Here is a 7,765-nt window from a genome sequence, read left to right on the forward strand (position 1 = left end):
GCTCCGGGCGGGGTCCCGTCAGTCAGGACCCCGCCCGGAGCATGGCGTGGGTTGCCCGGCTACGGCGTCGTCACAGCTCAAGCCGAATGCCGGACGACGTGGTGACCGAGGTGGTGGGTCGGGCGGCCGACGATGCGGTCCGATTGCCGGACGCTTCGTCCCGTGGCTGCATCCCCTGGCAGGTCCCGTTGTCCGGGTTCCCGGTGTCGAAGTACGCGACGAGATGGGCCGCGCATTCCGGAACGAACGGTAGCGATCCGTGCGCGAAGTCCTCCACGGTCAGCACGTTCCCGCCGATCGCGTCCTGCATCTGGCGGGCCCACCGATACGGCGTCGACGTCTCGTACTTGTGCCCCGACATCTGCAGCGACCCTGTGCTGCGCCGCAACTGGAACCGCTGCACCGGAAGCGTCCAGCCCGCGCAGGTCGGGCGCAGCGCCGTGATCTCGCCGGTGATCGGGTTGCGGCGGAGGTTGCGCTGGTATTCCTGCCACAGGGGTTCGAACTCGCGTGCGCTGGTGTCCTCGTTGCACAGGTAGGCGTGGCCGGCCGTGTCGTTGAAACCCGCCGGCGTACCGGCCGGGGGCTCGGGCGGGGGGCCGTCCGGAATGCCGATGACGTCCTTGACGACCTGCGGGGCGGGACCGCCGTTCGTCGCGGTGGTCAGGGCGTGCAGGATCTCTGCGGCCCGCGACCAGTCGAAGTTGGTGGCTGAGGCCAGGAAGGCGATGAAGCCGCCGCCGAGCGGCAGGGGCAGGTCGGAGAACTGCCAGGGATGTGCGTCGGCGGCTTGGCGCATGGCCAGCACCGTCGCCCGTACCTCCGCCGCGCTGTCGCCGAGGCCGTAGGTGCTGTCGCGGGCCGCCAGCCAGTCCGCGTACAGGGCGAAGAGCTGCTCGGTGGTCCGTGCCGAGTAGTCGAAACGGTAGGCGAGGTCGTAGGCGCGCGGGGAGACCACGCTGTCCAGCCACATCCGGCCGATCGTCTTCGGGAACATGCTGCGGTAGACGGCGCCGAGTTGCGTCCCCCACGAGGCCCCGAAAAAGTTCATCGTCTTCTCGTGCAGGGCACGCCGGATCCCGTCGAGGTCGCGCGCGGCGTTCGCGGTGGTCAGCTGCGCAAGGAATCGTGGGTTCGCTGACGAGCAGGCGGCGTTCTCCTTGGCCTGGTCGTCGTACATCGTCTTGAGCTGCTCCTTGGTCAGTTGCTGCGTCTCGGGCATCATCGGGCCGCCGGGGCCGGTGCGCGGGCAGTCGAAGGAGGTGCTGTAGCCGACGCCGCGCGGGTCGAAGCCGATGAGGTCGTAACGGTCGTTGAGCTGGGCGACGGTCGGGCTCTGCAGGACCAGCATCGTCGGCATCAGGTAACCACTGCCGCCCGGGCCGCCGGGGTTCATCGACAAGCTGCCGAGGCGGTGTGTCCGGTCCTTGGCCTTCAGACGGGTGAGGGCAACGGTGATCTGCTCACCCTGCGGCTTTCGGTAGTCCAAGGGGACCCTGACAGTGCCGCATTCGGTCCGCGCCCACAGGTCGCGGAACGTCGTCCGGTCCTCCGGCCGGATGCGGAGGTACTCAAGTACTTCGTCGGAGTAGCTCGGGCAGGACTGCCAGCTCACCGTCGGCGACACCGCGGCCGGCGGGGTATCGGCGCCGGCCGCCCATCCCGTGTTGGTGATGCTCAGGCAGATCCCGGACACGGCTGCCAACGCCGCTGCTCGCATGCGATGACGCATGATCTCCTCCACTGGTGGGGCTGATGCTCCGTCGGCTCCAGGTCTACGCGACGGACGGCAACAGGAGCTTCACAGCCGCTGTTATCGGTTTGTTGCCGTCGCACGCCGATACTGGGCCGGGCACACACGAAGACGACGGGGGTGGTGGAGGGTGCGGATCGCCTGGCGTCCACGCACTATTCGCATGCGGCTGACGCTCCTGTACACCTCCCTTTTCCTGGTGTCGGGGACGGTGCTGCTGACCATCGCGTGGCTGGTGGTCTTCCGCCAGCCGATCCTGGCGACGTTCGCCCCCGACGCCCCGCCGACACCGCCTGACATGATCATCGCCGCCCAACTGCCCGGTACTCCCCTGCCACCGAACGTGCGGGGTGTGGACATGCTGGTCACTCCGACCTCGCACACCGTCCGGGCGGTCTTCGTCCAGTCGCTGGCCGTGCTGGCCCTGATGGCCGTCATGTCCACCGCGCTGGGCTGGGTCGTCGCGGGGAGGGTCCTCGCCCCGCTGCGGACAATGGCGGCGAAGACGCGGCGCATCTCCGAACGCAACCTCCACGAGCGGCTCTCCCCGCCCGGACCGCAGGACGAGATGAGCGAGCTCGCGCACACCATCGACGCTCTGCTCGCCCGACTGGAGCAGGCTTTCGAGGCGCAGCGCCAGTTCGTCGCGAACGCCTCGCACGAGCTGCGGACGCCGCTGGCGATGATGCGCACCTCGGTGGACGTCGCCGTGGGCAAGCCGCAGCCGGCGAACGAGGTGAAGGTGCTCGCCGGGAAGCTCCGCGAGGGACTGGACGCCGCCGACCGGCTGCTCGAAGGACTGCTGTTGCTGGCCCGTGCGCAGAACAACGGACGGACGGAGGTGCTCGCCGTGGTGCTGTCGGTGCTGGCGGCGTCGGCGCTCGACGCCCGCGCCGACGCGATCGCCGAGAAGAATCTGACAGTCGAACGCCGGCTGGACCTGGCCACCGTGCAGGGCAACGCGATGCTCGTGACGAGCCTCGTCGAGAACCTCGTGGACAACGCGGTCCGGCACAACACGACCGATGGCTGGATGCGCGTGACGACCACGACGATCCCCGCAGGCCTGGGACGCTGGGCGGCCGGCGGACAGGCCCGTAGCCGGCTCTTCGTAGAAAGCAGCGGCGACGTGCTGGACCAGCGCTCAGTGGATCTGCTCGGTCAGCCGTTCCTGCGCCTGGGCACCGAACGCACCTCACGGCCGGGCACCGGCCTGGGCCTGTCGATCGTGAAAGCCATCGCGACGGCGCACCACGGACAGCTCACCCTGCACGCCCGGGCCGAGGGCGGCCTGCGCGCGGAGGTGCGGCTGTGAGGGTGCTGGTCGTGGAGGATGTCCGCCGGCTGGCCGACGACATCGCCGAGGGCCTACGGGACCAGGGCATGGCCGTCGACGTCGCCTACGACGGCCTGACCGGCGCCGAGAAGGCCGCGCTGACCGACTACGACGTCGTCGTCCTCGACCGCGACCTGCCCGGGCTGCACGGCGACGTGCTGTGCGGGCAGATCACCGCCGCCGAGGAACCCGCGATGGTCATCATGCTCACCGCCGCGGTCTCGCCCGGCGAGCGCGTCTCGGGTCTGACCCTTGGCGCCGACGACTACCTCCCCAAGCCCTTCCACTTCCCCGAGCTGATCCTGCGCGTTCGGTCCCTGGCCCGGCGGCGGCCGTCGGCCAAGCCTCGGATCCTGCGGGCCGCGGGCGTCGAACTCAACCCGGCGCTGCGCACCGCGGTGCGCGGCGGCCGCCCGCTGCGGCTGTCCCCCAAGGAATTCGAAGTGCTGGCCGCCCTCCTGGCAGCCGCCCCGCTGCCGCTCAGCGCCGAGCAGCTACTGGAACGGGTCTGGGACGAGAACGCCGACCCGTTCACCAAAACCGTTCCGGTGACCGTGGCACGCCTGCGGCGCAAGCTCGGACCGCCCGACGTGATCGTCACGGTCGCCGGGGCCGGATATCGCATCGGCGCGGTTCCGGTGGAAGGACCCTCCCGACCGAGCTGACGCCCTGCGGGGAGCGGACCGGGCTGGACAAACCTGATCGCAGCCGACAGCGGCCGACCTCCACGCTCTCCCAACGGGCATCATGCAGCTTCGTGGAGGCTCTGAACAGGCGTGACAAGTTTTTTAGCCTGATCTATCACGATTTGCAACAATAGGAACAGGTCACACCATGGGGCGGGGGTCCTGCACGGTCGCCCGATCGGAAGGTTGCCCAATGAGCATCCACCACAGCACGGCGAATCCGCACCTGCCCGACGAGGGGCTGGGCGTTCCCGAAGACGCCCTCCAGCAGCCCGGCCAGACGCCACCGGCGGAGTCCGGGGTGTCCTGTCTGGACGGTCCGGAACGCCAGCCGCTCAGCCGCGGCTGGGGGAGGATGCCGATCATTATCATCATGGTCGTCGTGGCCCTGTTCATCGCCGGCATGCTCGGCCGGGCCATCGAGCTCATGCTGTGACGTGCTGAGCCGACGCCCCCCGCTGGTCGTTGCGGCTCGGCTGTTCGCCGCCCTGGCCCTGCTCCTCCGCCGTTGTGATCTCTCGCGCTCGTCCCCGGCCGGCACCACCCGTTCCCCTTTCGGGTCCCGGCCGAGGACGGACGCATCAACAGCAGGAGTCACCGGCCACTGCCGCCCGCTCCGACGGCAAGGACCTCACCGAGCAGCCGCTACTTCAGGTACGGGCCCTCGGTGCCGATCTTGCCCGGTGCGGTGTTCCTTCCGCCGAGGTCGAGTACGTACACGCGCATGTCGCCCTTGCCGGGGGCGGCGATGGCCAGGGTGCCGTCGGTGACGAGGCGCCGGTCGCCGGTGACGGCGTCGACGTAGGTGCCGTTGGGAACCGCGGTGAAGGTGGCCGCGTCGGTGACCGCCACCAGGGCGAAGCTGTCCACGCCCGAGGCGGCGTCGGCGTACCGGCGCTTGTAGGCCATGCCACCGCCGGTGATGTGCTCCGTGCTGTACTGGCCCATCTGCAGCGCCGGGATCGCGCGGCGGATCTGGTTGAGCCGCTGCAGGTACTTGACGAGCGGTTGGGCCAGGGTGGTGGCGACCTCGCCGGTGACGCTGTCGGCCGTGGCGAACTGCGAGGCGGTCACGGTGCCTTCGAGGTGGTCGCCGTAGTAGGCGCGGCCGGTCGTGGCGAGCGGGCAGCTGGGCCCGCAGTCGATGGTCCTGCCCGCCTGGAACTGGATCTCCGAGCCGTAGTAAAGCGTGGGGATGCCGCGGAAGGTCCACATCAGCGCCATGTTCTCGGCCCACGCGTCCCGCCCGCCCGCGTAGCGGACGGAGGACTTGTTGGGACCGTAGTCGTGGCTGTCGACGTAGACCGCGTTGTACGTGGCGTCGTTGGTCGAGTCGTCGGAGTCGGCGCCGTTGTGGAACGCATTGTGCGCGTCGCCGAAGTTCATGTGCATCCGCATGTCGATGATGTTCATGCCGGAGAACGTGCTGTGATCCGGGGCGTGGTAATTGTTGCCGTCCAGGACCGCATTGGTCGAGGTGGGCTGGTTGCCGGTGCCCAGCTGCTCCTCGTAGGTGTACTGGTCCAGTGCCGCCTGGGTGTCGTCGGCGGTGTACTCCTTGCGTTCCTTCCAGGTGTAGAACTGCGCGGAGTGGTTGACCGAGCCGCAGTTCCACTTGTCGTTGACGAAGGCGCCGACCTCGCCGAAGACGTAGAAGTTCTGCGCCTTGTCCGCGCCCCAGTCCTGGGCGACACGCTGCTGGATCGCGGGCAGGAACCGGCGGTTCCAGGTCACGCGGGGGACGTGCACGGCGGTGTCGACCCGGAAGCCGTCGACGCCCATGTCGATGTACTTGTCGTAGGCGCCGATCAGGTAGTTCTGCACCTCGGGGTTCTCGGTGTTGAAGTCGGCCAGGTCGTCGGCGAGCCAGCAGGAGCGCGAGTCCTCGCCTTCCCAATTGCCGATCCAGCACGGGTGGAAGTACTTCGCCGGGAACAGCCCGGTCCTGGGGCCGGGCCACTGGCAGTTGTAGAGCGTGTACCCCTGGGGGCTGCGCTGCCCGGTCGGCTTGCCCCAGTTCAGGCAGGTGTTCCCGGTCGGCGCGGAGGTGGACCAGATGTCACCGTTGTAGTAGGACTTGCCGGTCTTCGGGTCGAGGGTCAGGCCGTCGTACTCGAAGCCCTCCTCCTTCTCGTCGTAGTACCAGGACCACTGGGTGTCCCGCACGCCGTACACCGTCGGCGTGAACAGGCCCTTGGCGCCCCAGCGTCAAAGACGTAAAGGGCAGGGACGCGATCCGTTCACCGGTATCCCGAGCAGGCCGACAGTACGGGGAACTCCCTCTGTGAGCGGCGGAGATGGGCCCCGGGTGTGGGATTGCGCAATCCCCTGACGGGCCTTGCACCCGTCGGCAGAACCGCCGCCCTCCAGCGCCCGTGTCCGGACCGCTGGGAGTACTGCGGCGACGTACTCCCCCGGGAGTACGCGGCAGCCTCCACACCCCCGGCAGTAGGCCGCCCTTCGGCCCTGAGCGTGACGAGACCGGGCCTCCCCCACGGAAGGCTGGTGCACAGAAAACCAGTCGTTCCACGAGGGGAGGCCCTGATGGGGGCCGCGAGAGCGAAACGCACAGCACTGCCATGGGCAGTGATCGGGTTCTGGATCGTGATACTCGCCGTCACCGGGGTGTTCGCCGGAAAACTCGACGGCGTCAAGCACGACGACGCCGTCGACTACCTGCCGGCAAGTGCTCAGTCGACCCAGGTCGCGAAGATCCAGCAGACGATGCCGGGCGGCGGTGCGACCGACCTCGTGCTGGTCTACGACCGTGCCTCCGGGATCACCGGTAGCGACCGCGCCGCCGTCCAGCGGCAGACGGCGTCCGTGGACGCCGCGTACGAACTGGTGGGGGGCGCACCCCGGGTCGTGGCGGCGAAGGACGGCCGGACGCTGATGGTACCGGTGTCGATCGCGGAGAAGGCCGGAAAACCCGAGGACGTGGTCGCGGACGTCCGCGTGCTGATCGCCAAGGACCTGCCGGACGGGCTGACCGTCCGGGTCGGAGGCCCCGGCGGGATGCTGGCCGACGCCAAGACCGTCTTCCAGAGCATCGACGGAACCCTGCTCATCGGCACCGTCGCCGTCGTCGCGCTCCTGCTGATCGTCACCTACCGCAGCCCGTTCCTGTGGCTGGTGCCGCTGGTCGCCGTCGGCGTCGCCGCGGGAACCGCGATGGCCCTCGTCTACGCCATGGTGCAAGCCTTCGGACTGACCGTCTCCAGCATGAGCTCCTCGGTGATGACCGTCCTCATCTTCGGCGCGGGAACGGACTACGCACTGCTGCTCATCGCCCGCTACCGGGACGAACTACGCCGTCGGCCGGAACCGTACGAGGCCATGCGCGCCGCCCTGCGCGGCGTCGGCCCCGCCGTGCTCACCTCCGCCGCGACCGTGGTCGCCGGGCTGCTGTGCCTGCTCGCCGCCGACCTCAACAGCAGCCGTGGCCTCGGCCCGACCGGTGCCATCGGCATCGTCTGCGCGCTCGCCGCGATGACCACCCTGCTCCCGGCCGTCCTGGTGCTGCTGGGCCGCCGGGTGTTCTGGCCGCTGATCCCCGCCCACGGCAGTGAGCCGAGGAAGGCGGGCGGCGGCTTCTACGGCCGGATCGGCGCGCTCGTCCTTCGCCGTCCGGTCGCGGTCCTCACCGCCTCCGTGATCGCCGTCGGGGCGCTCGCGCTCGGCATGGGCAACCTCCCCGGCGACCTGCGCCAGGACGACACCTTCACCGTCACCTCGGAGTCCGCGACGGCCGCGCACACACTGCAGCGGGCCTTCCCCGAGCGCAGCGCCCAGGCCGTCATCGTGCTCGCCCCCAGCGCCCGTGCCGACGCGGTGCTGGCCGGGGTGCGTGCCACCGGCGGTGTCGCGGGGGCGGCGAAGGGCAGGACTGCGAACGGCTGGACCGAGATCGAGGCCTTCCCGTCGGCCGCGCCCGACTCGGCCGGGGAGCACGGCACGATCGAACGGCTGCGTACGGGGACGGCAGCCGAC

Annotated in this window: 5 protein-coding genes and 1 pseudogene; 4 read left to right on the forward strand and 2 right to left on the reverse strand. The window is 69.6% G+C overall.

Annotated elements, in window-relative coordinates:
* Positions 1–70: 70 nt before the first annotated feature.
* Complete coding sequence (locus tag O3X23_RS43285) at positions 71–1,732, reverse strand: alpha/beta fold hydrolase (protein ID WP_269280722.1); 1,662 nt, start codon at positions 1,730–1,732, stop codon at positions 71–73.
* A gap of 184 nt (positions 1,733–1,916) precedes the next feature.
* Here O3X23_RS43285 and O3X23_RS43290 point away from each other — a divergent pair, with 184 nt between their 5' ends.
* From O3X23_RS43290 to O3X23_RS43300, 3 genes are all read left to right on the forward strand, one after another.
* Entirely contained in the window at positions 1,917–3,068 is a 1,152-nt protein-coding gene (locus O3X23_RS43290) for a sensor histidine kinase (RefSeq protein ID WP_269280725.1), read from the forward strand.
* Positions 3,065–3,754 carry a response regulator transcription factor gene (locus O3X23_RS43295; RefSeq protein ID WP_269280728.1) on the forward strand — a complete coding sequence of 230 codons (690 nt, stop codon included), beginning with the start codon at positions 3,065–3,067 and terminating at the stop codon, positions 3,752–3,754. Before O3X23_RS43290 ends, O3X23_RS43295 begins: the two co-directional genes overlap by 4 nt.
* Before the next feature lie 214 nt (positions 3,755–3,968).
* Entirely contained in the window at positions 3,969–4,211 is a 243-nt protein-coding gene (locus O3X23_RS43300) for a DUF6480 family protein (RefSeq protein ID WP_269280732.1), read from the forward strand.
* Between the two features lie 209 nt (positions 4,212–4,420).
* On the opposite strand, the pseudogene O3X23_RS43305 reads toward O3X23_RS43300, so the two are convergent.
* Positions 4,421–5,983, reverse strand: a pseudogene (locus O3X23_RS43305) (alpha-amylase family glycosyl hydrolase); the annotation flags it as partial.
* A 336-nt stretch (positions 5,984–6,319) separates the two neighbouring features.
* Between O3X23_RS43305 and O3X23_RS43310 the strand changes: the two are divergent.
* Positions 6,320–7,765: MMPL family transporter (locus O3X23_RS43310; protein ID WP_269280735.1), on the forward strand; the 1,446-nt coding region annotated here is incomplete at its 3' end.

Source organism: Streptomyces sp. H39-S7 (genome assembly GCF_027158205.1).
In the GTDB taxonomy this organism is placed as follows: Bacteria; Actinomycetota; Actinomycetes; order Streptomycetales; family Streptomycetaceae; genus Actinacidiphila.

Coding starts and splice junctions, on each gene's coding strand:
- O3X23_RS43285 (WP_269280722.1), bottom strand. CDS start 1,732: ATGCGTCATCGCATGCGAGCAGCGGCGTTGGCAGCCGTGTCCGGGATC.
- O3X23_RS43290 (WP_269280725.1), top strand. CDS start 1,917: ATGCGGCTGACGCTCCTGTACACCTCCCTTTTCCTGGTGTCGGGGACG.
- O3X23_RS43300 (WP_269280732.1), top strand. CDS start 3,969: ATGAGCATCCACCACAGCACGGCGAATCCGCACCTGCCCGACGAGGGG.